Genomic DNA, 19,792 nt, shown 5'->3' with positions numbered 1-19,792 from the left:
TCCCGCGATTTCGACAGAACTGATTGAGGGTTCACGCATGAAAATAATCCAGGTCACCGACGTCCATCTCGGTCGTCGGCGCGAGATGCGCTATGGCGCGAACTTGAACGAGCGCCTCGATCGATGCATCGATCATATCAATCGACGTCACAGCGATGCGACGCTCTGCATCTTCACGGGCGACCTGACCGATGACGGAGAGGCCGAGAGCTACGCCGACCTGAAGGCTGCGCTGAGCCGGCTCACCGTGCCCTACCGGCTGCTGCCCGGAAACCACGACCGGCGCGCCAATCTCATCGCCGCCTTCCCGGAAAATGGAACCGACGACAACGGCTTCGCGCAGTCGGTTTTCGACACGCCGGAAGGGCGGCTCATTTTCCTCGACAGTCTGGCGGAAGGCCGCGTCACCGGCGAGTTGTGCGACCACCGGCTCGGCTGGCTCGATGCCAGGCTCGCCGAGGCGGCGGGCAGGGTGGCCTATATCTTCCTGCACCATCCGCCGGTCGAGCTCGGGCTCACGCTGCTCGACCCGCTCGGCCTCGAAGAGCCGCAGCGGCTCATCAATGTGCTGACCCGCCACGGCAATGTCCGCTACATCTTCTTCGGCCATGTCCACCGTGACATTGCCGGCACTGTCGCCGGCATTCCGTTCTCGGTTCAGCGCGGCCTTCATGCCCGCTTCATGCTCGACTTTGTCGGCGACGAGATGGTCGAGCAAGCGCCGCCGGCCTATTCGATCATCCTGATCGACGGCGCGCGCGTCGTCATCCACAGCCACGATTTCCTGGAGCAATGGCCGCTGTGGTCGCCGGCGTCCGGCGAACGCGTTCGTTAAAAGCCGTCGTGGCGTTCAGACAAACACATGCGCTTTGCCGGTGACGGTGAGGCGCACGATCTCGCCGATCGCCGGCGCATCCATGCCTGTCCTGCGCAGGATGAGCGGCGTGTTGCCGATCGCGGCCGCATCGGGCGGATCAGGGCTGTTGAGCAGACGCACCGCGACGGTGCAGACCGAGCCCGCGAATTCGCAGTCCGTCACTTCGCCGAACAGCATGTCCGGCGTGCCCGACATGCCTTCGCGCGAGGTGAGCTTAAGCAGGATTTGCTCGGGCCGCAGCATGATGCGCGCGACATCGCGCCGTTCCTTCGTGTCGACGGCGATGCGGCCGAGCCGCGACTCGGCAAATCCGTCCGCGATCCTGGCGGGCACGATGATAGCGTCGCCGAGGAACTCCGCGACCATCCTGTCCCGGGGCTTAAAATAGAGCTCGCGCGGCGTGCCGACCTGCGAAAACAAGCCGTCGCGCATCACCGCCACCTGGCTGGCGAAGGACAGTGCTTCGGCCTGGTCGTGGGTGACCAGGATTGTGGTGATGCCCGCCTCTTCCAGAAGCTCGGCAACCGCCTTGCGCATCGAAGCGCGCAAGCCGGTATCGAGAGCCGAGAACGGCTCGTCGAGCAGCATCAGCCTCGGCTTCATCGCCATGGCGCGGGCAAGCGCGACGCGCTGCTGCTGGCCGCCGGACAATTCATGCGGCCGGCGCTTCAGGACCGCCTTGTCCAACCCGACGATGTAGGCGAGTTCGACGATGCGCTCGTTGCGTCTGTCTTCGCCGCGCGCCATGCCGAAACCGATATTGTCGGCGATGCTGAGATGCGGGAAGAGGGCGCCATCCTGGGCGACCACGCCGATGCCGCGGCGATGCGCCGGCACGGCGGCGCCGCCATTGGCCAGTACCTTGCCGTCTAGCGCGATACGGCCGCGGTCCGGCGCCTCGAAGCCGGCGATCAGCCTGAGCAAGGTGGTCTTGCCGCAGCCGGACGGCCCGACGATCGCGGTGCGGCTGCCGCTTTCAACAGTCAGGTCGACGCCTGCAAGCGCCGTCACCGGGCCGTAGCTCTTCGCGACGCCGCTGAGTTCGAGAAAGCTCATCGTCCGGCCATCCGCTTCGACTGGATGTAGAGCCACCAGGTCATCGGCAACGACATCACCACCATGATCAGCGCATAAGGGGCGGCGGCGGCGTAGTCGATCTCGCCGCTATAGGACCAGAAGGCCATCGCCAGCGTGCGGGTGCCGTTGGGCGCCAGCATCTGGGTGGCGGTGAGCTCGTTGGTGATGCCGAGCGCCACCATGGCCATGCCGGCCGCCGCACCCGGCGCCGACAGACGGACGGTCGTCGACCACAGCGCCTTGACCGGCGACCGGCCGAGGCTGGAAGCGGCGCGTTCCAGCTCCACCGGCGCCTGTGCGATCGAGGCGCGCAGGCTGACCAGCGCGCGCGGCAGGAACATCAGCGCGTAGCCGAACAGAATGGTGAACAGCGTCTGGTAGAGCGGCAGCGCGACGCGCACGGTGATCGTCACCAGCGCCAGCGCGGTGACGACGCCCGGCAAGGCGCCGACGATGTAATTGCAGCTCTCGAGCAAACGCTGCAGCGGCCCCGGGGCGCGGATCGAGATCCAGGCCATCGGCATGGCGGCAATTGTCGCGAGCACCGCGCCGGCAATGGCGAGGAACAGCGTCTGGCCGAGCGCCAGGCCGATCTCGTCCCACCGCCAGACTTCGGTGCCCCCGGCAAGCAGCCAGCGGCCGACCGTGACGAAGGGCACGCCGAGCGACAGCAGCGCGACGCCAGCGGGCAAAAGCAGGCAGGGCAAGGTGGCGCGACCGAGGGGAGCACGTTGTTGCTTGCGCGCGGCGCCGGAACCGACGCGAGCATAGCGTTCCTCGCCGCGGATCATCACCTCGAGGGCGAGCAGGAAAAGACAGCAGACCACCAGCACGGCGGCCAGCATGTTGGCGGCCGGACCGTTGAAGGTCGACTGGAACTGGTCGACGATCGCGGTGGTGAAGGTGTCGAAACGGATGAAGACATAGAGGCCGTATTCGGCCAAGAGATGCAGGCCGACCAGCAGCGAGCCGCCGCAGATGGCGAGCCTCAGCTGCGGCAGCACGACGCGCGCGAAAACCCGCCATGGACCAAGGCCAAGCGCCGCGGCCGCATCTTCCAGCGCAGGATCGAGCCGGCGCAGCGCGGCCGCGATCGGCAAATAGAGGAACGGAAAATAGGCGATGACGGAGACCAGCACGCCGGCCCAGAGCCCGTGCAGGCCCGGAACGAAGCTGATCCAGGCGTAGGAGTGCACGAAAGCGGGGATAGCGAGCGGCGCGACCGACAGCCAGGACCACCAGCGGTTGCCCGGCAGGTCGCTGCGCTCCGTCAGCCAGGCCAGCGCCACTGAGAGCACGATGGCGATCGGCACGGCGACGGCAACGAGGAGCGCGGTGTTGACCAGCAATTCGCCGACGCGCGGGCGGAAGATCAGCGCCACCACCGTGACCCAGCCGGTCTGGATCGCGACCCAGACGATGAAGCCGAGCGGCAGCAGCGCGATGAGCGAGACGAAGGCCGCGGCGAGCGTGATCCACGACATGGACCGGCGCTTCTTCATCCCGCCCACCGGCAGTCTTGCCGGGGTCATGTCGATCACCGACTGCATCAGGCGCGCCGCCGGGTCGCTTCCGCCGGCCGGCGGAAGCGGTCCGATGTGCCACTCAGGCGGGACGAAGCGCAGTCGACTGTCATCGACGAGGCGATCTCCAAACAAAAACGCTCCCGCGGAAGGCGAATTGCCGCGGGAGCACGGTCGTTCGCCCTTTTAGGACGAACGCGAACTAAAGCAAGCCGGCTTGCGTCATCAGGTCGATGACCTTCTTGGAATTGAGCGTCGCCGGATCGACTTTCGGCGCCTCCAGATCGGCCAGCGGCACCAGCTTCGGGTTGGACTGGGCATCCTTGCCGACCGCATATTCGTAAGAGGTCCCGGTCTTCAGCACGTCCTGGCCGCCCTTGCCGGTCACCCACTTCAGGAAGGCCTGGGCTTCCTTGGGATGCTTGCTCGAGGCCAGCACGCCGCCACCGGAGACCGAAACGAAGGCGCCCGGGTCCTGGTTCTTGAAATAATGCAGGCCGACATTCTTGCTGTTCTCGCCGGTCTTGGCCTGATCGCCGAAATAATAATAGTGGTAGATCACGCCGCCATCGATCTCGCCCGCATTGACCGCCTTCATCACTGTTGAATTGCCCTTGTAGGCTGTGACGTTCTCCTTCATTGCCTTCAGCCAGCCGGCTGTGGCGGCCTCGCCCTTGATCTCAAGCAGTGCGCTGACGATGGCCTGGAAGTCGGCGCCCGACGGCGAGGCGGCCCAGCGGCCCTTCCAGCTCGGATCGGCTAGATCGAGCAGCGACTTCGGCAACTGGTCTTCCTTGAGCTTGTCCTTGTTATAGGCGAAGACGGTGCTGCGGGCGGCGACGCCGACCCACTTTCCGCTCGAAGGCTGGTATTCCTTCGGAACCTGGGCGAGGGTCTCCGCGTCGACCGGCGCAAACAGGCCCGCCGCCTCGACCAGCACCATGGCCGGCGAGTTCTCGGTCAGGAAGACGTCGGCCGGCGAGGCCGCGCCTTCGGCGACGATCTGGTTGGAGAAATCACTGTCACCACCATTGCGCAACGTCACCTTGATGCCGGTTTCCTTGGTGAAACCTTTCGCCCATTCCTTGGCGAGGCTCTCATGCTGGGCATTGTAGACGATGATGCCTTGATCCTCGGCCATGGCCGGGCCGGCGATCAGGCCAAGCGCCAGGGCGGCGCCGGCAAGCGTGGAAAGGGCAATTTTCATAGGCATCGTCCTTAAAATGGGAACAAGGGTTCGGGCACGGCTGCACCTATCAATACCTGATTGTTGTAGTCAAGATTGTTCGCCGCTTCAATTGGTCGCCCTGCCGCAAACTTTCGTGATTTTGCGGCAGTTTGGCTTGGACATTATTTCGCCGGCCACGTAACAAACCAGGGCCGAGATGCGAACTTCGGGGGTAAACTCTTGTGACCGGCAAGGACGAAGCCGAGCTTTCCCGGCTGCTCAGGGCCGCGATCGCGGGAGACGAAAGGGCTTACGCCGACTTTCTGCACCGGATCGCCGTCCTCGTTCGCGGCTTTGTCCGGCGCAAGATCGTTCAGGGCGGGGTCGATCCCGAGGATGTCGTGCAGGAAACCTTGCTGGCCATTCATGTCAAACGCCACACATGGCGGCCTGACGCGCCGGTGCTGCCCTGGATTTATGCGATCGCCCGCTTCAAGCTGATCGACGCGTTCCGTCGGCGCGGACGGCGCATCGAGGTCGAGATCGACGAGATCGCCGAAATCTTCGCGGAGCCGGAGGCGGAAACCGTGAGCGAGCGCGACATCAGCCGGGCTCTCGACGGGCTGCCGCCGGCGCAGCGCTCGGTGGTCTCGTCGATCTCGGTCGACGGCCATTCGATCGGCGAGACGGCGACGAAGCTCGGCATCAGCGAAACCGCGGTGCGCGTGTCGCTGCATCGCGGCCTCGCCGCGATCGCCAAAAGGTTTGGACGACAGTGACATGAGGACAGAGGATCTCATCAAGGCGCTCGACGCCGACGCCCGGGACAAGGCGATGCCGCTCGACAAGGCCTGGTGGCTGGCGGTCGGCGTAGCCGTGGTAATCGCGGGGGCGGTCTTCTTTGCGACCATCGGGCCACGCCCCGACATCATGCCCGCCATGCACACGATGCGCTTCATGTCGAAATTCGTGTTCACGCTGGTGCTGGCGGCCAGCGCCTTCGCGCTGATCCGCGCGCTGTCGGTGCCGGGCGCTTCGACCAGGCGGAGGATGGCCTGGATGCTCGCCGCGCCGCTTCTGGTCGTGCTGGCGGTGGTTCTGGAGCTCTTCGTCGTGCCCGAGGCCGATTGGGGCAAGCGGCTTATCGGCTCGAACATGATGATCTGCATGAGCTTCATCCCACTTATCGGTATTGGTCCGCTGGCGATATTCCTCGGCATGCTGCGCTATGGCGCGCCGACACGCCCGGTGCTTGCGGGCGCGGTGGCCGGCCTGCTCGCGGGCGGACTTGCGGCAACCTTTTACGCCGCGCATTGCTTCGACGATTCGCCGCTCTTCGTCGCCACCTGGTATACGATCGCGATCGCCTTCCTTACGGGGCTCGGCGCGCTTGGCGGGCGGTTTTTCGTCCGCTGGTAGGCGCCGTATGGCGATCCTTCGGCACAGTTGGAAACAGTACCTTAATCATGCCGGCAATTGTCGCCGGTTAGCGAAGCGATCGCCGCCGTCCACGCAACCATTCCTTAAAACCGATCCGCCAAGGTCATAGCAACGTGCAGTTGCGTGTTGGGTGGGATCGCATCGTGACGTGGTTGAACTGGAAAGGGCTTCGTGCCGACAGGCATGCCGGGCAGGGTTTGCTGGCAGTCGGCCTGCTCGCCACGGCTGCATCGTTCCTGCTGCCGCGTCTCGAATTTGGCGCCAGTGCGCTGAGGCTCTGCTTGCAGGTTTCCATCGCCATCACGGCCGCGACGCTATTCTTGTCGGCGCTATTCATTCACCGCATCGTCGATGACCGTCGGCAGATCGCCGAGAGCGAGCAGCGCTTCCGCCGGGCCATGGAGGATTCGGCCATCGGCGTCGCCATTGTCGGCCTGGACGGGCGTATCGTTCAGGCCAATCCCGCCTTCGCCGACATGCTCGGCTACACACGCTCGGAGATCGAGGCGTTGACTTTCTTCCAGATCACCCATCCCGACGACCTGCAGATCGGCCGCGAGACGATGATGAGCCTGAAGGAAGGCAAGATCCACTCCTTCCATTTCGAGAAGCGGTATTTGCGCAAGGACGGCACCCCGGTCTGGGCGCAGCTTGCCGGCTCGGTCATCCTTGAAGAGGAGACAGGCCGTCCGCTCTACCTGGTGTCGCAGATCGAGGACATCGATGCGCGCAAGCAAGCCGAGGCGCGCATTGCCGAGGCCGAAACGAGATGGAATTTCGCGCTTACCAGCGCTGGACAGGGCGTCTGGAGCTTCGATATGGGCAAGGGCGGCACGACCTATTCCGAAACCTGGGTGAAGATGTTGGGCTATGCCGATGGCGAGCTCGACGGCGACCCCGATCGCTGGCTGACCATGATCCACCCCGACGACCGCGAGCACGTCGCCGAGGCGGACCGCGCGCATCTTGCCGGCGAGACGCCCTTCTTCGAGGCCGAGTTCCGGATGCGGCACAGGGATGGCCACTGGGTCTGGATCCTCGATCGCGGCAAGGCGATCGAGCGCGACGGCGAAGGGCGGCTGATCCGGGCCATCGGCAGCCTGACCGACATCACGGAGCGCAAGCAGGCCGAAGAACGGCTCAAGATTTCTGCGGCCATGCTGGCCGACGAGAAAGAGAGGCTCCGGGTGACGCTGCAGTCCATCGGCGACGCGGTGATCTGCACCGATGCCGCCAACCGCATCACCTTCATGAATCCGATCGCGGAGAAGCTCACCGGCGTCGACGTCGCCGAGGGGCTGGGCAAGCTGCTCAGTCATGTCTATTGGGTGGCCGATGAGGAGAGCGGGCGCAGAATCGAGCTTTCGCGTCCTTCGGCGAACGAGCGGCCGCATTGCGACCAGAACACGCGAGCGGTGCTGGTGCGCCGCGACGACACCCGCTGCAGCATCCGCCAGGTGGTGTCGCCCATCATGAACGACCGCGAGGAGTTCTGCGGCCTGGTGATCGTCTTCCAGGATTTCACCGACGCGCGCGCTCTGCAGCGCCAGCTGGCCTATGCCGCCGCCCATGACGCGCTGACCGGGCTCGCCAACCGCTCGAGCTTCATCCGCACCATGGAGGAACTTGTCGACCAGTGCCGCCTCCATGGCGGCGAGCATCTGTTCATGTTCGTCGACCTCGACCACTTCAAGGCGGTCAACGATACCGGCGGCCATGCCGCGGGCGATGCGCTGCTCAAGCGCGTGGCCGACACCCTTCGCGATGTGCTTGGTCCGGAAGACATCGTCGCGCGGCTCGGCGGCGACGAGTTCGCCGTCCTTCTCAAATCGGGCGCCGGGGAGCGCGGGCCGATCGCGGCGCGCTCGATCATCGATGCCGTCCGCAACCTCAATTTCAGCTGGGACGGGCGTCCGCATCCGATCGGCGCCAGCATCGGGCTTGCGCCGATCCGCGCCGGCTGCGGCGAGGTCGACGAGATCATCGCCCGGGCCGACGCCGCCTGTTATGCCGCCAAGGCGGCCGGCCGCGGCTGCGTTTCCGCCGCGCCCGACGTCGTTTCGAAAGAGGGCATGACGCCTTTGCCGCTCGCAGCGGCGAGCTAGAGCAATTCCAGGAAAGTGTGATCGGTTTTCCGTCCGGAATTGCGTAAGACAAAGAGGTGGAGCAGTTCGCCGTTTCCGTGAAACGGTGAAAGGCTCTAAGCCGCGTCGAAGACGTTCAATCGGAAAAGATCAGCGCGTCGGCACCGGATGGTCGCCGCGATAGTCGTAGAAGCCGCGGCTGGTCTTGCGGCCGAGCCAGCCGGCCTCGACATATTTCACCAGCAGCGGGCAAGGGCGGTATTTCGAATCCGACAGGCCGTCATGCAGAACCTGCATGATCGACAGGCAGGTGTCGAGGCCGATGAAATCGGCCAGCTGCAGCGGTCCCATCGGATGGTTGGCCCCCAACCGCATGGCGGTATCAATGGCGTCGACCGTGCCCACGCCTTCGTAGAGCGTGTAGATCGCCTCGTTGATCATCGGCAAGAGGATGCGGTTGACGATGAAGGCCGGGAAATCCTCCGAGACGGTGATCGTCTTGTCGAGGTGCTTCACATAGGTCTTGGCCGCCTCGAAGGTCTGATCCTCCGTGGCGATGCCGCGCACCAGCTCGACCAGCTTCATCACCGGCACCGGGTTCATGAAGTGGATGCCGATGAAGCGCTCGGGGCGGTCGGTCTGGGCGGCGAGCCGGGTGATCGAGATCGACGAGGTGTTGGTGGCGAGAATCGCCTCCGGATTAAGCTGCGGGCAGAGCTGCGCGTAGATCTTGCGCTTGACCGTCTCGTCCTCGGTCGCCGCTTCGATCACGAGGTCGGCGGCGGCAAGGTCGGCCATGGCCGGGGCGGCGGAGATGCGCGCCATCGCTTCGTTGCGCGCCTTCTCCTCGAGCTTGCCGGAGCCGACCTGGCGGGCCATGTTGCCGCTGATGGTGGCGATGCCCTTCTCGATCCGGTCGGCCGATATATCGTGGATCAGGACTTTATAGCCAGCCAACGCCGAAACATGGGCGATGCCGCCACCCATCTGACCCGCGCCAACAATGCCGATCGTCTCGATCTTGCTCATGACCCCAATCCCGTCCGGAGCAATTCCGCTTCGTTGAAGCATGAACGCTCCTGCTTGTTTGTTCCTAGCAATTCCGATGCAAACCGCCGGAATGGCTCAGACCTTGGCGGCCTGCTTTTTGTGCAGTGCAAACTAAAAGGGCGGGGCGACTTCGTCTACCCCACCCTTCGGATTTTAATATGCCAGAACAGACGGCGTCAAAGCGCCTTTTGCAGCTCCGGCAGGATGACGAAGAGATCGCCGACCAGGCCGTAGTCGGCAACCTGGAAGATCGGCGCTTCCTCGTCCTTGTTGATGGCGACGATGACCTTCGAATCCTTCATGCCGGCGAGGTGCTGGATGGCGCCGGAGATGCCGACGGCGATGTAAAGGTCGGGCGCGACCACCTTGCCGGTCTGGCCGACCTGCCAGTCGTTCGGCGCGTAGCCGGCGTCGACGGCCGCGCGCGAAGCGCCGACCGCGGCGCCAAGCTTGTCGGCGACCGGTAGGATCACTTCCTGGAACTTCTCCGAGGAGCCGAGCGCGCGGCCGCCCGAGATGATGATCTTGGCCGAGGTCAGCTCCGGACGGTCGTTCTCGGAAAGCTTGTTCTCGACGAAAGACGACAGGCCGGGGTTGGCGGCAGCGCCGACCGTCTCGACAGAGGCGGAACCGCCTTCGGGTGCCGCCGAGAAAGAAGCGGTGCGCACGGTGATGACCTTCTTGGCGTCGGTCGACTGCACGGTCTGGATGGCGTTGCCGGCATAGATCGGCCGCTTGAAGGTATCCGGCGAGACCACCTCTATGATCTCGGACACCTGCGCGACGTCGAGCAGGGCGGCGACGCGCGGGGCGATGTTCTTGCCGGCGGAGGTCGCGGGCGCGATGATCGTGTCGTAGCCGCCTGCAAGCGAGACCACGAGAGCTGCCGTCGGCTCGGCCAGACGCTCGGCGAGCTCGTCGGCTTCGGCGAGCAGCACCTTACGGACACCTTTCAGCTTGGCGGCGGCGTTGGCCGCGCTCTTGGCGCCCTTGCCGGCCACCAGCACGTCGACATCGGAACCGATCTGGAGCGCCGCCGACAGCGCCTTCGCGGTCTGGTCGGAAAGGCTTGCGTTGTCGTGTTCGGCGATGAGGAGAATTGCCATTTTCTTTGTCCTTTCCTGACCGCTTAGAGCACGCCGGCTTCGTTCTTCAGCTTCTCGACCAGCTCGGCGACGCTCTTGACCTTGACGCCCGCCTTGCGGCCACCGGGCTCCTCGGTCTTGATCACCTTGAGGCGCGGCTTGACGTCGGCGCCGTAGTCGGCCGGGCTCTTCTCGTCGAGCGGCTTCTTCTTCGCCTTCATGATGTTGGGCAGCGAGGCATAACGCGGCTGGTTGAGGCGAAGATCGGCGGTGACGATCGCCGGCATCTTCAGCTCGATGGTCTGCAGGCCGCCGTCGACTTCGCGCGTCACCTTGGCATGATCGCCGGCGAGCTCAACTTTGGAAGCGAAGGTGCCCTGCGACCAGCCGAGGAGTGCGGCCAGCATCTGGCCGGTCTGGTTCGAATCGTCGTCGATCGCCTGCTTGCCGAGGATGACGAGGCCCGGCTTCTCGGCCTCGACCACGCCCTTCAGCACCTTGGCGACGCCGAGCGGCTCGGTCTGCTCGTCGGTCTTGACCAGGATGGCGCGGTCGGCGCCCATGGCGAGCGCGGTGCGCAGCGTCTCCTGCGCCTGCTGCGGGCCGATCGACACCACGATGATCTCTTCCGCCTTGCCGGCTTCCTTGATGCGGATCGCTTCCTCGACCGCGATCTCGTCGAACGGGTTCATCGCCATCTTGACGTTGGCAAGCTCGACGCCCAGTCCGTCGGCTTTCACCCGGACCTTGACGTTGGCGTCCACAACCCGCTTCACGGGCACAAGGATCTTCATTTTCCTGTCACCTCTCCTGAGATAGTCGGGGCGCTATAGCAGCGTGCGCCCTGTCAGAGTTGTCGAAAGCCGACATTACGGGCGGAATATCCGCCCAGCGGTGCCGTTTCCGTAGTGGCGGCAAACGGGCGCGTCAATATCCCACGACGCACCCAAATCGGTTCAGTCCCGGGGCGTCGCTGCTCCACGGCCCCATTGCGAGGCCGGCTGCGCCGGATCGCTACTCGCCGGCTCGACAGGGACAGGCGGCTGCTGGATGTTGGGCGTCGGGTCCGGCTCGCCGTCGGCGCCGGCCAGCAGCGGCACGCCGCGGCTGCGCAGCACCAGCACCAGGACCGATCCGGCGATGATGCCGCCGATGTGGGAGGCCCAGGAGATCTGGTCCTCGCCGCCCGCGGCGAACATCACGATCTGGAACAGGATCCACAGGATCAGGGGGATGAAGGCCGGGATGCGCAGCGGAATGCGGGCAAAGGCGAGCACCCAGACTTTCACCCGGGGATAGAGGATCAGATAGGCGGCGACGACGCCGGCGATGGCGCCGGAGGCGCCGATCAGCGGCACCTGCGAATCCCAGCCCACCAAGCCTTGGACGAACGCGCCCGCCGCTGCGCAAGCGAGATAGAAGGTCAGGTAGCGGATATGGCCGAGCGCATCCTCGACATTGTCGCCGAACACCCAGAGGAACAGCATGTTGCCGCCGAGATGGAAGATGTCGGCGTGCAGGAACGAATAGGTGAGATAGCTCAGGCTCTCGGGGATGACGACGAATTCGGGCGACAGCTCGACCTTGTCGTGAACGACCGACGGGATGAAACCCAGGCCGAGAACCGCGGCATTGGTGAAGTTTTCACCGCCAAGCGTGGTCGCCAGATAGACAAGCACATTCGCCACGATCAGGCCGATGGTTACATATTGCAGCCGGATATGGCGCAGCCTGTTGGTGTCGTAGAGCGGGATGAACATCGGACCCTCCCGCCTCCGGATTCAGCGGTTCTTGCCGGGAATCCATAGCACGTCGGCGTTTCCATTGTCATTGACCGCACGGGCGGCGACGAACAGGAAATCCGAGACGCGGTTGATGTATTTGAGCGCCTCGCGGTTGACATGCTCGGCCGGATCCTGCGCCAGCGCCACCATCAGGCGCTCGGCGCGGCGCGCCACCGTGCGGGCAAGATGGAGCGCGGCCGCGGCCGGCGTGCCGCCGTTCAGCACGAAGGATTTCAGCGGCTGCAGGCTTTTGTTGAGCGCGTCGATGTCCTGCTCGACGCGGTCGGTCTGGGCGGCGACGATGCGCAGCGGCTCGTATTCCAGGGGCTTGCCGTCGTCGGGCACGGCAAGGTCGGCGCCCAGATCGAAGAGGTCGTTCTGGATGCGCGACAGCATTGCGTCGATGGCGGGATGTCCGGCGGCGGTGTGGATGCGGGCAATGCCGATGCAGGCATTGGCTTCGTCGACGGTGCCGTAGGCGTCGACGCGCAGGTCGGATTTCAGCCGCCGCTCGCCGGTGCCAAGCCCCGTCGTGCCGTCGTCGCCGGTGCGGGTGTAGATCTTGTTGAGCTTGACCACGCCTTCCCCCTCAAGCCGGTTATTTGCGCGTGAAATAGACCACCAGCAACAGCAGCGCCAAGGCTACGGCCTGCAGCATGATGCGCGCCTGCATCAGCTTGTTCGAGGTGATGCCCGAGCCGCCGCGCATCATGTTGATCAGGCCGCGGACCAGCACGATCACCACGGCGGCCATCGCGACGATGGCAAGGATTTTCAAGGCGATGAGCATCTGGCTGGCTCCGGTTCAGGTTCGGTCAGGCGCGCCTGGCGAGCACGCGGTAGAGCAGGGATGCCGGCAGGATGCGTTTCAGCGCCGCGCCGATCCTGGCCGGCAGCGTTACCACATAGTGCGGGCGCGGGCGCTGTGACAGAAGCGCGTGGCGCAGAGCCCTGTGCACGATCTCCGGCCCGGGCTTCAGCTTCGACACGCTGCCGCCGGCCTTAAGCCGGGCGAGCTGCGCCTGATAATCGGCGCGGTGGACGGAATTCTCGACGTCGATGTTTTTCAGGAACCAGGTGAGACCATTGCTGGCGATCTTCGACGTCACCGGTCCCGGCTCGATCAGCGAGAGATGGATGCCGCTGCCTTCGAGTTCCTGGCGCATGCACAGCATCAGGCCTTCTATGGCGTGCTTGGAGGCCGAATAGGCGCCCCTGAAGCGGACCGGCGCCAGCCCGAGTATTGAGGAGCAATGGACGAGCCGGCCGTGCCCCTGGCGGCGCATGACGGGCACGATGCGCCGGGTCAGATCATGCCAGCCGAAGAAATTGGCCTCGAATTGTTCGCGAAGCGCCGCGACCGGCAGATCCTCGACGGCGCCGGGCTGGGCGTAGGCGCCGTTGTTGAAGAGCGCGTCGAGCGTGCCGCCGGTGCGCTCCAGTACCGCATCGACAAGAGCCCCGATGGATTGGGGTTCCCGATAGTCGAGGTAGAAGGCCTCCAAGCCATCGGCCTCGAGCGCGGCGATATCGCCCGGCTTGCGCGCCGTGGCGAAGACCCGCCAGCCTTCCGCCTTCAACGCCCGCGCGCAATAGGCGCCGATGCCGGAGGAGGCTCCGGTGACGATGATGGTGCGCAACTCTTCGGCGGCGGGGCGCGTTGTGGGACCTGGGGTTGCCATTTGCCGCAATCACTTCCCATATTCGCGGCGTTGACACAATCGAGCGGAGCGCGGGCCCTTGCTGCGGAACATCGTCGCCCTCAAGCGCGTGCTCTACGATGCGATCGGCCATTTCAACACCGATGACGGCTGGGCGATGGCCAGCCATCTGGCGATCACCTCGCTGATGGCGCTGTTCCCGTTCCTGATCTTCGCCACCACGCTTGCGAGCTTCCTCGGCGCGCGCGCCTTCGCCGACACGGCCGTGCATCTGGTCTTCGATACATGGCCGGAGCAGATCGCCAAGCCGATCGCGCATGAGGTGCAGAACGTGCTGACCGTAAGGCGCACCGACCTTCTAACCTATGGCGTGCTGCTTGCGGCCTATTTCGCTTCCAACGGCATCGAGGCGCTGCGCACCTCGCTCAACCGCGCCTACCGGGTCACCGAGACGCGCGGCATCATCCACCGCCGGGTGCAGAGCATCATCTTCGTCCTGATCGCCACCGCCTGCTTTCTCGCCGTCAGCGTGCTTCTGGTGTTCGCGCCCTTGCTCGCGCGGCTGGCGGAAGCGCATCTGGAGTGGATCAAGCCCTATATGGGCACGATCACAATCTGGCGTTACGTGATCGCCTCGACGGTCATCGTCATCGGGCTGTTCTCGGTGCATATCTGGTTGCCGGCCGGCAAGCGCCGCTTCGTCTCGATCATACCCGGCATCGTCTTCACGCTGGTTGCCTGGCTGGTGGGGTCGACGATCTTCGCCACCTATCTCAACCATTTCTCCTCCTATGTGACGACCTATGCCGGGCTCGCCTCGATCATGATCGCGGTCGTCTTCCTCTACATCATCTCGGCGATCTTCATCCTGGGCGGCGAGCTCAACGCGGCGATCAGCCGGTATCTCGAAGCGCGCGCCAGAGTTGGCTGAGCTGGCGAGCTGAGGAACTGAAGAACTGAAGAAAAGGGCGACAATAGCCGGCGGTATGTTCCCTCCTCAGTTCCTCAGTTCCCCTTCCCTTCGCGTGCCGCGCCGTTGCCAGGGCAACGCCGAAGGTTGCGACCGCCATGCCGGCGATCTGCAGCAGGTTGAGCTGCTCGTTGAAAAGGATCCAGGCGATGACCGCGGTCACGGCAGGCACAAGGTAGAACAGGGAGGCGACCTTCGACATCTCGCCGTCCCTGATCATGACCATCAACAGGAATATGGCGCCGACCGACAGCACCAGGACCAGCCAGGCCATGGCGAAGATCAGCTCCCCATTTACGGTGACGGCGCGCGTCTCGAAGAAGAGCGAGCCCAGGATCATCACGACGGAGCCGCCGACATATTGCCACATCGTCGCCGAGACCAGATCGCCGCCGGAGGCATAGCGCTTCTGCCAGATGGTGCCGGCGCTCATGCCGAGCACCGAGACGAGCGAGGCGATCAATGTTGCCGCGGTTACCCCGCCGCCGACCGCTCCGAGCTTCGGCCACAGCACAATGACGACGCCGAGCAGGCCGACGGCAAGGCCTGCCCAATGACGCGGCAGGAGCGCCTCGCCCAGGAATTTTCCGGCGAGCACGGCGGTGATCAGCGGCTGCAGGCCGACGATCAGCGCCGAAAACCCGGCCGGCATGCCCCGGTGAATCGCCCAGAAGACAGCGCCGAGATAGATGCCGTGCATGAGGACGCCGGCCGCCGTCGCGTGCAGCGCCTCCTCGCGCGTCGCCTTGCGCGAGCCGATGAGAACGGTGAGGCCGGCAAACAGGATCGCCGCGATCACGAAGCGGATGGCAAGGAAGGTGAAGGGTTCAGCCCAGGGCATGGCGTAGCGCGCGCCGATGAAGCCCGTCGCCCACAGAACGACGAAGGAGGCGGGAATGAACCGCTTGATGCTCTGCATGGGTGGAAAGCTGCCGGGTGAACGGTTGATGACGACATTTGCTCTAATGCCGATCAATCCTGCAAGCAAAACGAAACGGTTGATCCATAAGCTAAGTCGAATTCAACAAACCGTGCCAACAGGGGCATGGCGCGTCGCCGCGCCATGGTGAGGCATGTTTTTGCACCTGGACACGACCTGGCTGTTGTTCGGCTTCGCGATCATCGCCGGCTTCGGCTTCTTCTTCGGCGCGGCGCTCGACGCGATCATGAGAGAGAGCGGCTTCGGCCCGACCGGCAACACGCTGCTGTTCATCTTCGGCTTTTTTGCCGCGGTGGCAATGGCCAACAAACATGGCATCAGCCTGAGCGATCTCAAGCTGGCGGTTGCCTGGGGGCTGGGCGGCGCCTTTTCCTTCATCAGCGTGCTGGCGCTGATCAAGGCCGGCATGGCCCGGCTTTAGTCAGAGACCGACCAGCTGCCTGACGTCCTGCGGCGACATGCCCGCTTCTCGAAGCGCGGCAAGACCCGTGTCCTTGAAGCTCTTGGACAGCTTCCTGCGGTCCGCGCCGAGGATCAGGCGGTGGTGGAAATAGCGCGGCGGCGAGAGGCCGAGCAGTTGCTGCAGCAAACGCTGCACCCCGGTCGCCGAATAGAGGTCCTGGCCGCGCACGACATGGCTGACGCCCTGCAGCGCGTCGTCGAGGACGACGGCGAGATGGTAGCTGGTCGGGATGTCGCGGCGGGCGACGATGACGTCGCCCCAGGCCTGCGGTTGCGCTTCGACCGCCCGCGTCGCCGACATCGTCTCGTCGGTGAACTCCAGCCATGACAGGCCGGCCGTGAGGCGCGCCGTCGCCGCCTCGACATCGAGGCGCCAGGCGAAGGGCACGTTCTCGGCCAGCCGCCGCTTGCGCTCCCTGGCCGACAATGCCTTGTCGAAGGGTGGGTAGAGCGGCACGCCGTCCGGATCGCGCGGCCAGTCGCGGCCGCCTCTCTCGGCGATGAAGGCGCGGATCTCGCCCCGGCTCATGAAGGCCGGATAGACCGATTCCTCGGCGATCAGCCGGTCGAGCGCAGCCTGGTACTCGGCAAAATGCTCCGACTGGCGGCGCACCGGTTCTTCCCAGCGCAACCCCAGCCATTCGAGGTCGCGGAAAATGCCGGTCTCGAATTCGGGCGTGCAGCGGGTGACGTCGATATCCTCGATGCGCAGCAGCAGGCGCCCGCCCGCTTGCGCCGCCATCCGCTGGTTGAGCAGGGCCGAGTAGGCATGGCCGAGATGCAGTTTGCCGTTGGGGCTCGGCGCGAAGCGGAATGTCAGGAGCGTCATCTTTCAGGCGGCATTCAGGTTGTCAGGTGCTTCCGCCGGTTGATAGTTAGCCATCATTTGTCGCCCTGGGAACAAGCAACGTGCAACGCATCGCCTCGCTCGACGACATTGCGGCAGGGCTCGACGCCCTCTGCCGGATCGATCCGCGGCTGGAGACGGTGCGCGGCAAGGCGGGCGAGGTGCCGCTCCGGCTGTCGGAGCCGGGGTTTCAAAGCCTGGCCTCGATCATCGTTTCGCAGCAGGTTTCGCGCGCGAGCGCCGATGCCATTTTCGGCCGGCTGATCAGGCTGCTCGATCCGCTGACGCCGCAGGCAATCCTCGCCGCGGGCGAGGACGTGTTTCGCGAAGCCGGGCTGTCGCGGCCGAAGCAGCGCGGGCTGCTCGCCGCGGCCGAAGCGGTAGCCGGCGGGCTCGATCTCGATCACCTGTGCACCCTGGATGCCGGCGAGGCGATCGCCGCCATGACGGCCGTGCCCGGTATCGGCCCATGGACGGCCGAATGCTATCTGCTGTTTGCCGCCGGCCACCCGGACGTGTTCCCCGCGCGCGACGTCGCGCTGCAGACGGCGGTCGGCCATGCACTCGACATCGACCCGCGTCCGCCGGAAAAATTGCTTATCCGGCTGGCCGAATCATGGAGCCCCTGGCGGGGGGTCGCGTCGCGGCTTTTTTGGGCCTATTACCGCGAACTGAAGGGCAGGGACGCGGCGCCTCCCGCCGATATGGCAAAAAAAGCGTGAAAATCATGCGTTTTTGAGCGTTTCGGCGACAGACAATCCGCTTCACATCCCTGTCATGTCGGGCTTACAGTATCCGCGCCGTTCGGTTTAGAACGAAGGAGGCGAAGGACGTGACGGTTGCCGTATCTCCGGATGGGCTTCCCGCGCTGGTGCTGAATGCGGACTACCGCCCGCTCAGCTATTACCCCTTGTCGCTCTGGTCATGGCAGGATGCCATCAAGGCTGTCTTCCTCGACCGGGTCAACATCGTCGCCGAATACGAGCACGCCGTCTCCTCGCCGACCTTCTCGATGAAGCTGCCGAGCGTGGTCAGCCTGAAAGCCTATGTGAAGCCGTCACGGCATCCCGCCTTCACCCGCTTCAACGTGTTCCTGCGCGACCGCTTCCAGTGCCAATATTGCGGGACGCCCGAGGATCTGACGTTCGACCATGTCATCCCGCGCCATCGCGGCGGCGCGACGACCTGGGAGAATGTCGTCGCCGCCTGCTCGCCTTGCAATTTGAGGAAAGGCGGCATGATGCCGGCGCAGGCCAAGATGTGGCCGCTGCAAAAGCCCTATCAGCCGACGGTGCACGACCTGCACAACAACGGCCGCCTGTTCCCGCCCAACCATCTGCATGAAAGCTGGATGGATTATCTCTACTGGGATGTCGAACTCGAACCATAGAGTTCGGCAGAAATCCGCGAGCCCGGCCGTCTGTCGCAGCTTTCTGCGCTTCCGGTGCTCACGTACTTAAGTACGCTCCGCTCCGGTTCTCGAAAGCCGCGCCAGCCAATCCGGGCTGGCGAATTTCTGGACGAACTCTGCGTCGTGCCGTTCGGTGGGAACTGGCTCAATCCCGCGCGAGCGCGCTGCGGAAGGCGACGGCGGCCAGCACGAGGCTGGCGATGGCGTTCCAGCCGGCGAGCGAAAGGCCGAGGATGCGAAGCGCCGCCTTGTCGCAGGAGGGCGGCACGAACTTATCAAGTGCGTCGAGCACGCCCTTGCCGCCGGTGTCGACCGGGCCGGCGCCGGCGGTGCAGTCGGCCGGGCCCGGCCACCAGGCCCATTCGACGCCGGAATGATAAACGCCGAGATAGAGGCCGTAGAGCATCAGCAGGCCGCCCATGGCGAGCAGACCGCGCGTCACCCAGGCCGGCGCGCGCAGCATCGAGGCGATCGCCGCCAGCACCATCAGCGGCGCGCCGACATAGTAGGGGGTGCGCTGCTCGAGGCAGAGATGGCAGGGGATGTAGCCGCCGATATATTGGAAGGCGAGCGCCGAGCCGACGGTTGCGGCCATGGCGGCGGCGAGAAACAGCGCCGCGCGCGTGCGCTGGCGTCCGATGTCGGCATTCATGGTCGCGGTCATCGATCGGGTCCGTTGTTGCGTCGCTATGGGTGGGCGTATCTGACGAGGATATAGAGCAAAATCAGGGCAGCGGCGCCGGCGCCGACAATCAGTCCCAAGCGCTTTTCGATGAACTCCTTGATCTCCTCGCCATAGCGGCGCAGCAGCCAGGCAAGCAGCAGGAAACGCGCGCCGCGCGCCACGATGGCCGACACGATGAAGACCAAAAGATTGACTTGAAGCGCCCCCGCCAGAATGGTGACCACCTTGATCGGCGGCAGGTGCGCGGCGCCGGACGTGACGAGCAGCACCAGCATCAGCCCGGCGCCGGACGACTGCCACCTCTCGAACGTGGCAAGGCCGCCAAAATGCTCAAGGATCGGGCGTGCTATCGTGTCATAGGCATAGTAGCCGATCAGCCAGCCGGCAATGCCGCCCAGCACGGACGCAACAGTAGCGGTCAGCGCGTAGCGATAGGCGCGATCGGGCCGCGCCAGCGCCATGGGCAGGAACAGCACGTCGGCCGGTATGAAGAACACTGAGCTTTCGACGAAGGCGATGAAGGCCAGCCACCATTCGGCGGATTTGCGCGCCGCCAGCGACAGCGTCCAGTCGTAAAGTCCGCGAAGCATCGGCTCTCCTAATGCAGTCGACGCAATTCCGGAAGGAAGACCGCAGCGCGCTTTCCATGGAATTGCTATGATCAATGTCACCCGAGACGCTTGGCGGTTTTGGGCAACGGCAGGCAGGAAGACAAGGACCCAAAGCGC

General features: G+C 64.8%; 23 protein-coding genes. 9 read left to right on the top strand and 14 right to left on the bottom strand.

Features of this window, described 5'->3' with window-relative positions:
* The first annotated feature begins 37 nt into the window (after positions 1-37).
* A complete protein-coding gene (locus FJW06_RS02875) occupies positions 38-835 on the top strand; it encodes a phosphodiesterase (RefSeq protein WP_140747595.1) in 798 nt (265 codons plus the stop codon).
* A 15-nt stretch (positions 836-850) separates the two neighbouring features.
* On the opposite strand, the gene FJW06_RS02870 is transcribed toward FJW06_RS02875, so the two are convergent.
* The 3 genes from FJW06_RS02870 to FJW06_RS02860 all read right to left on the bottom strand — a co-directional run bounded on the left by FJW06_RS02870 (position 851) and on the right by FJW06_RS02860 (position 4,684).
* Positions 851-1,933: an ABC transporter ATP-binding protein gene (locus FJW06_RS02870; RefSeq protein ID WP_140747592.1), complete on the bottom strand. Its 1,083-nt coding sequence runs from the start codon at positions 1,931-1,933 to the stop codon at positions 851-853.
* The gene (locus tag FJW06_RS02865) at positions 1,930-3,456 is read right to left on the bottom strand and encodes an iron ABC transporter permease (protein WP_246674504.1); all 1,527 of its coding nucleotides are present in this window, start codon (positions 3,454-3,456) and stop codon (positions 1,930-1,932) included. The genes FJW06_RS02870 and FJW06_RS02865 overlap by 4 nt, the downstream gene beginning before the upstream one ends.
* A gap of 223 nt (positions 3,457-3,679) precedes the next feature.
* Positions 3,680-4,684 (bottom strand): iron ABC transporter substrate-binding protein, encoded by a 1,005-nt coding sequence (locus tag FJW06_RS02860; protein WP_140747586.1) that lies wholly within the window; start codon positions 4,682-4,684, stop codon positions 3,680-3,682.
* 203 nt (positions 4,685-4,887) lie between these two features.
* Here FJW06_RS02860 and FJW06_RS02855 point away from each other — a divergent pair, with 203 nt between their 5' ends.
* The 3 genes from FJW06_RS02855 to FJW06_RS02845 all read left to right on the top strand — a co-directional run bounded on the left by FJW06_RS02855 (position 4,888) and on the right by FJW06_RS02845 (position 8,190).
* Positions 4,888-5,424 carry a sigma-70 family RNA polymerase sigma factor gene (locus tag FJW06_RS02855; protein ID WP_140747583.1) on the top strand — a complete coding sequence of 179 codons (537 nt, stop codon included), beginning with the start codon at positions 4,888-4,890 and terminating at the stop codon, positions 5,422-5,424.
* Between the two features lies 1 nt (position 5,425).
* On the top strand, positions 5,426-6,064 hold the full coding sequence (locus FJW06_RS02850) for an NrsF family protein (RefSeq protein WP_140747580.1): 639 nt from the start codon (positions 5,426-5,428) through the stop codon (positions 6,062-6,064).
* 164 nt (positions 6,065-6,228) lie between these two features.
* Positions 6,229-8,190: a PAS domain S-box protein gene (locus FJW06_RS02845; protein WP_246674501.1), complete on the top strand. Its 1,962-nt coding sequence runs from the start codon at positions 6,229-6,231 to the stop codon at positions 8,188-8,190.
* A 129-nt stretch (positions 8,191-8,319) separates the two neighbouring features.
* Here the strand turns inward: FJW06_RS02845 and FJW06_RS02840 are convergent, their stop codons facing one another.
* From FJW06_RS02840 to FJW06_RS02810, 7 genes are all read right to left on the bottom strand, one after another.
* Complete coding sequence (locus FJW06_RS02840; protein ID WP_140747574.1) at positions 8,320-9,198, bottom strand: 3-hydroxybutyryl-CoA dehydrogenase; 879 nt, start codon at positions 9,196-9,198, stop codon at positions 8,320-8,322.
* Between the two features lie 197 nt (positions 9,199-9,395).
* Positions 9,396-10,325, bottom strand: a complete 930-nt coding sequence (locus FJW06_RS02835; protein ID WP_140747571.1) for an electron transfer flavoprotein subunit alpha/FixB family protein — start codon at positions 10,323-10,325, stop codon at positions 9,396-9,398.
* A 23-nt stretch (positions 10,326-10,348) separates the two neighbouring features.
* Positions 10,349-11,098 carry an electron transfer flavoprotein subunit beta/FixA family protein gene (locus FJW06_RS02830; protein ID WP_140747568.1) on the bottom strand — a complete coding sequence of 250 codons (750 nt, stop codon included), beginning with the start codon at positions 11,096-11,098 and terminating at the stop codon, positions 10,349-10,351.
* 162 nt (positions 11,099-11,260) lie between these two features.
* Positions 11,261-12,064 (bottom strand): rhomboid family intramembrane serine protease, encoded by an 804-nt coding sequence (locus FJW06_RS02825; RefSeq protein ID WP_140747565.1) that lies wholly within the window; start codon positions 12,062-12,064, stop codon positions 11,261-11,263.
* Between the two features lie 21 nt (positions 12,065-12,085).
* The gene (locus FJW06_RS02820) at positions 12,086-12,667 is read right to left on the bottom strand and encodes a cob(I)yrinic acid a,c-diamide adenosyltransferase (RefSeq protein WP_140747562.1); all 582 of its coding nucleotides are present in this window, start codon (positions 12,665-12,667) and stop codon (positions 12,086-12,088) included.
* 19 nt (positions 12,668-12,686) lie between these two features.
* On the bottom strand, positions 12,687-12,878 hold the full coding sequence (locus FJW06_RS02815) for a twin transmembrane helix small protein (RefSeq protein ID WP_140747559.1): 192 nt from the start codon (positions 12,876-12,878) through the stop codon (positions 12,687-12,689).
* A gap of 25 nt (positions 12,879-12,903) precedes the next feature.
* Positions 12,904-13,770, bottom strand: coding sequence for an SDR family oxidoreductase (locus FJW06_RS02810; RefSeq protein ID WP_140747556.1), 867 nt, complete (start codon positions 13,768-13,770; stop codon positions 12,904-12,906).
* 58 nt (positions 13,771-13,828) lie between these two features.
* Here FJW06_RS02810 and FJW06_RS02805 point away from each other — a divergent pair, with 58 nt between their 5' ends.
* Positions 13,829-14,680, top strand: a complete 852-nt coding sequence (locus FJW06_RS02805) for a YihY/virulence factor BrkB family protein (RefSeq protein ID WP_140747553.1) — start codon at positions 13,829-13,831, stop codon at positions 14,678-14,680.
* On the opposite strand, the gene FJW06_RS02800 is transcribed toward FJW06_RS02805, so the two are convergent.
* A complete protein-coding gene (locus FJW06_RS02800) occupies positions 14,643-15,638 on the bottom strand; it encodes a DMT family transporter (protein ID WP_140747550.1) in 996 nt (331 codons plus the stop codon). The two genes, FJW06_RS02805 and FJW06_RS02800, sit on opposite strands and share 38 nt — an antisense overlap.
* On the opposite strand from FJW06_RS02800, the gene FJW06_RS30010 reads away from it, so the two are divergent.
* Positions 15,616-15,789 (top strand): hypothetical protein, encoded by a 174-nt coding sequence (locus FJW06_RS30010; protein ID WP_181178114.1) that lies wholly within the window; start codon positions 15,616-15,618, stop codon positions 15,787-15,789. The genes FJW06_RS02800 and FJW06_RS30010 overlap by 23 nt on opposite strands.
* A gap of 3 nt (positions 15,790-15,792) precedes the next feature.
* Positions 15,793-16,080, top strand: coding sequence for a hypothetical protein (locus FJW06_RS02795; RefSeq protein WP_140747547.1), 288 nt, complete (start codon positions 15,793-15,795; stop codon positions 16,078-16,080).
* Here FJW06_RS02795 and gluQRS read toward each other — a convergent pair whose 3' ends face one another.
* Positions 16,081-16,950: a tRNA glutamyl-Q(34) synthetase GluQRS gene (gene gluQRS, locus FJW06_RS02790; RefSeq protein WP_140747544.1), complete on the bottom strand. Its 870-nt coding sequence runs from the start codon at positions 16,948-16,950 to the stop codon at positions 16,081-16,083.
* Positions 16,951-17,030: 80 nt separating this feature from the next.
* Between gluQRS and FJW06_RS02785 the strand changes: the two genes are divergently transcribed.
* Both FJW06_RS02785 and FJW06_RS02780 read left to right on the top strand, forming a co-directional pair.
* Complete coding sequence (locus tag FJW06_RS02785; RefSeq protein ID WP_140747541.1) at positions 17,031-17,690, top strand: DNA-3-methyladenine glycosylase; 660 nt, start codon at positions 17,031-17,033, stop codon at positions 17,688-17,690.
* Positions 17,691-17,800: 110 nt separating this feature from the next.
* Entirely contained in the window at positions 17,801-18,358 is a 558-nt protein-coding gene (locus FJW06_RS02780) for an HNH endonuclease (RefSeq protein WP_027167440.1), read from the top strand.
* A gap of 166 nt (positions 18,359-18,524) precedes the next feature.
* On the opposite strand, the gene FJW06_RS02775 is transcribed toward FJW06_RS02780, so the two are convergent.
* Together FJW06_RS02775 and FJW06_RS02770 are read right to left on the bottom strand one after the other, a co-directional pair.
* Positions 18,525-19,043 (bottom strand): disulfide bond formation protein B, encoded by a 519-nt coding sequence (locus FJW06_RS02775; RefSeq protein WP_140747538.1) that lies wholly within the window; start codon positions 19,041-19,043, stop codon positions 18,525-18,527.
* 23 nt (positions 19,044-19,066) lie between these two features.
* Positions 19,067-19,654, bottom strand: coding sequence for a YqaA family protein (locus FJW06_RS02770; RefSeq protein WP_140747535.1), 588 nt, complete (start codon positions 19,652-19,654; stop codon positions 19,067-19,069).
* Positions 19,655-19,792 lie beyond the last annotated feature (138 nt).

Origin of the sequence: Mesorhizobium sp. B4-1-3, from assembly GCF_006439355.1 — a bacterium.
Taxonomy (GTDB): domain Bacteria; phylum Pseudomonadota; class Alphaproteobacteria; order Rhizobiales; family Rhizobiaceae; genus Mesorhizobium.
Note: the sequence above shows the minus strand (reverse complement) of the source record. Positions and strands in the feature narration are given on the sequence as shown.

What these genes read in the sequence shown, in the direction of transcription:
- FJW06_RS02875 (WP_140747595.1), top strand. Translation starts at nt 38, where the DNA reads ATGAAAATAATCCAGGTCACCGACGTCCATCTCGGTCGTCGGCGCGAG.
- FJW06_RS02870 (WP_140747592.1), bottom strand. Translation starts at nt 1,933, where the DNA reads ATGAGCTTTCTCGAACTCAGCGGCGTCGCGAAGAGCTACGGCCCGGTG.
- FJW06_RS02865 (WP_246674504.1), bottom strand. Translation starts at nt 3,456, where the DNA reads ATGAAGAAGCGCCGGTCCATGTCGTGGATCACGCTCGCCGCGGCCTTC.
- FJW06_RS02860 (WP_140747586.1), bottom strand. Translation starts at nt 4,684, where the DNA reads ATGAAAATTGCCCTTTCCACGCTTGCCGGCGCCGCCCTGGCGCTTGGC.
- FJW06_RS02850 (WP_140747580.1), top strand. Translation starts at nt 5,426, where the DNA reads ATGAGGACAGAGGATCTCATCAAGGCGCTCGACGCCGACGCCCGGGAC.
- FJW06_RS02840 (WP_140747574.1), bottom strand. Translation starts at nt 9,198, where the DNA reads ATGAGCAAGATCGAGACGATCGGCATTGTTGGCGCGGGTCAGATGGGT.
- FJW06_RS02835 (WP_140747571.1), bottom strand. Translation starts at nt 10,325, where the DNA reads ATGGCAATTCTCCTCATCGCCGAACACGACAACGCAAGCCTTTCCGAC.
- FJW06_RS02830 (WP_140747568.1), bottom strand. Translation starts at nt 11,098, where the DNA reads ATGAAGATCCTTGTGCCCGTGAAGCGGGTTGTGGACGCCAACGTCAAG.
- FJW06_RS02825 (WP_140747565.1), bottom strand. Translation starts at nt 12,064, where the DNA reads ATGTTCATCCCGCTCTACGACACCAACAGGCTGCGCCATATCCGGCTG.
- FJW06_RS02815 (WP_140747559.1), bottom strand. Translation starts at nt 12,878, where the DNA reads ATGCTCATCGCCTTGAAAATCCTTGCCATCGTCGCGATGGCCGCCGTG.
- FJW06_RS02810 (WP_140747556.1), bottom strand. Translation starts at nt 13,770, where the DNA reads ATGGCAACCCCAGGTCCCACAACGCGCCCCGCCGCCGAAGAGTTGCGC.
- FJW06_RS30010 (WP_181178114.1), top strand. Translation starts at nt 15,616, where the DNA reads ATGAACCGCTTGATGCTCTGCATGGGTGGAAAGCTGCCGGGTGAACGG.
- FJW06_RS02800 (WP_140747550.1), bottom strand. Translation starts at nt 15,638, where the DNA reads ATGCAGAGCATCAAGCGGTTCATTCCCGCCTCCTTCGTCGTTCTGTGG.
- FJW06_RS02795 (WP_140747547.1), top strand. Translation starts at nt 15,793, where the DNA reads ATGTTTTTGCACCTGGACACGACCTGGCTGTTGTTCGGCTTCGCGATC.
- gluQRS (WP_140747544.1), bottom strand. Translation starts at nt 16,950, where the DNA reads ATGACGCTCCTGACATTCCGCTTCGCGCCGAGCCCCAACGGCAAACTG.
- FJW06_RS02775 (WP_140747538.1), bottom strand. Translation starts at nt 19,043, where the DNA reads ATGACCGCGACCATGAATGCCGACATCGGACGCCAGCGCACGCGCGCG.
- FJW06_RS02770 (WP_140747535.1), bottom strand. Translation starts at nt 19,654, where the DNA reads ATGCTTCGCGGACTTTACGACTGGACGCTGTCGCTGGCGGCGCGCAAA.